Here is a 1197-nt window from a genome sequence, read left to right on the forward strand (position 1 = left end):
TCCACCCCGCCGTTGGCACTGATTGTGCTCTGGTATGGCCTGCTTTTTCTGTCCGTGTGGCTGTCCACCCCGGCCGGGCGGGCGGCCGTGGCTGCCTGGTGGCGCCGGCATTACCGGCCGGCCGGGGCCGTCCTTTTGGGCGGCGCAGTGATCCTGCTCGCTGTGTCGGCACACGGCTACCGGGAAAAACCGCTGCGTATCCATTTTATTGATGTTGGACAAGGGGACTGTATACTGGTGGAGACGCCGGGCGGCAAGCACATGCTGGTGGACGCCGGCGGCTGGCAAGGCGAATTTGACAGCGGCGAAGGGGCCGGCAGCCGGGTGGTGGTACCATACCTGCGCCGCCTGGGAGTGCGCCGGTTGGACGTGCTGGTGCTCACCCACCCCCACGAGGATCACGCCGGCGGCGCGGCGGCGGTGGCCGGCGCCTTCCCCACCGGCCTGGCGGTGGTTTCACCCTTTGGTTTTTCTTCCGGGCCGGCGCAGTCCCCGTCAACTGCCGCCGGGACCGGGGCGCCCACCGTATCGGACACGCCGGGCGCAAACAAGGCGGGGCTGATGTCTTTGGTCACAGGCAGTAAAGCATTTCCGGCCGTAATACCCACTGCGGGTAAATACCGGCCCGGATCCGGACGGGCCGCCAGTGAGCTCTCTCCCGCTTACACCGGGCTCTTGTCCGCTCTGGCCGCCCGGGGCGTGTCGGTCAAGCCGGCGGCGGCCGGCGACCGACTGCGCCTGGATCCGGCGCTGCAAATAGATGTGCTCGGGCCGCCCCGCCCCCTTTTTCAGGGCACACGCTCAGACGCCAACAACAATTCAGTAGTTATCCGGATCAGTTACGGCCGACAGAGCATCCTGCTCACCGGGGATATGGAGGTGGAGGCGCAGCGCGCCCTGCTCGAGACCGGCGCCGTCCCGGCCTGCACTGTGCTCAAAATGCCCCACCACGGCAGCCGTTATTTTTTGCCGGCTTTTCTGGAAGCCGCCCGGCCGGCGGTGACGGTCATTTCCGTGGGCGCGCGCAACAACTTCGGTCAGCCGGCGCCGGAAACCATCAACCTGCTTGAACAGACACCGGCCCGTATTTACCGCACGGACCTGGACGGGGCGGTGATCCTGACCACCGGTGGCAAAACATGGCGGGTTGAAACCGGACGCCGGCGGGAACCCGGCGGCCGGGCGGCATGAGGGAAG

1 protein-coding gene is annotated in these 1197 nt (G+C 67.2%); it reads left to right on the forward strand.

Annotated elements, in window-relative coordinates:
- Positions 1-1191, forward strand: a 1191-nt coding sequence (locus A6M21_RS12300; RefSeq protein ID WP_151191929.1) for a ComEC/Rec2 family competence protein, incomplete at its 5' end; no start/stop codon positions are given.
- Positions 1192-1197: the final 6 nt, after the last annotated feature.

The sequence above is a fragment of the Desulfotomaculum copahuensis genome (genome assembly GCF_001655685.1).
GTDB classification, from domain to species: Bacteria; Bacillota; Desulfotomaculia; order Desulfotomaculales; family Desulfovirgulaceae; genus Desulfotomaculum_G; species Desulfotomaculum_G copahuensis.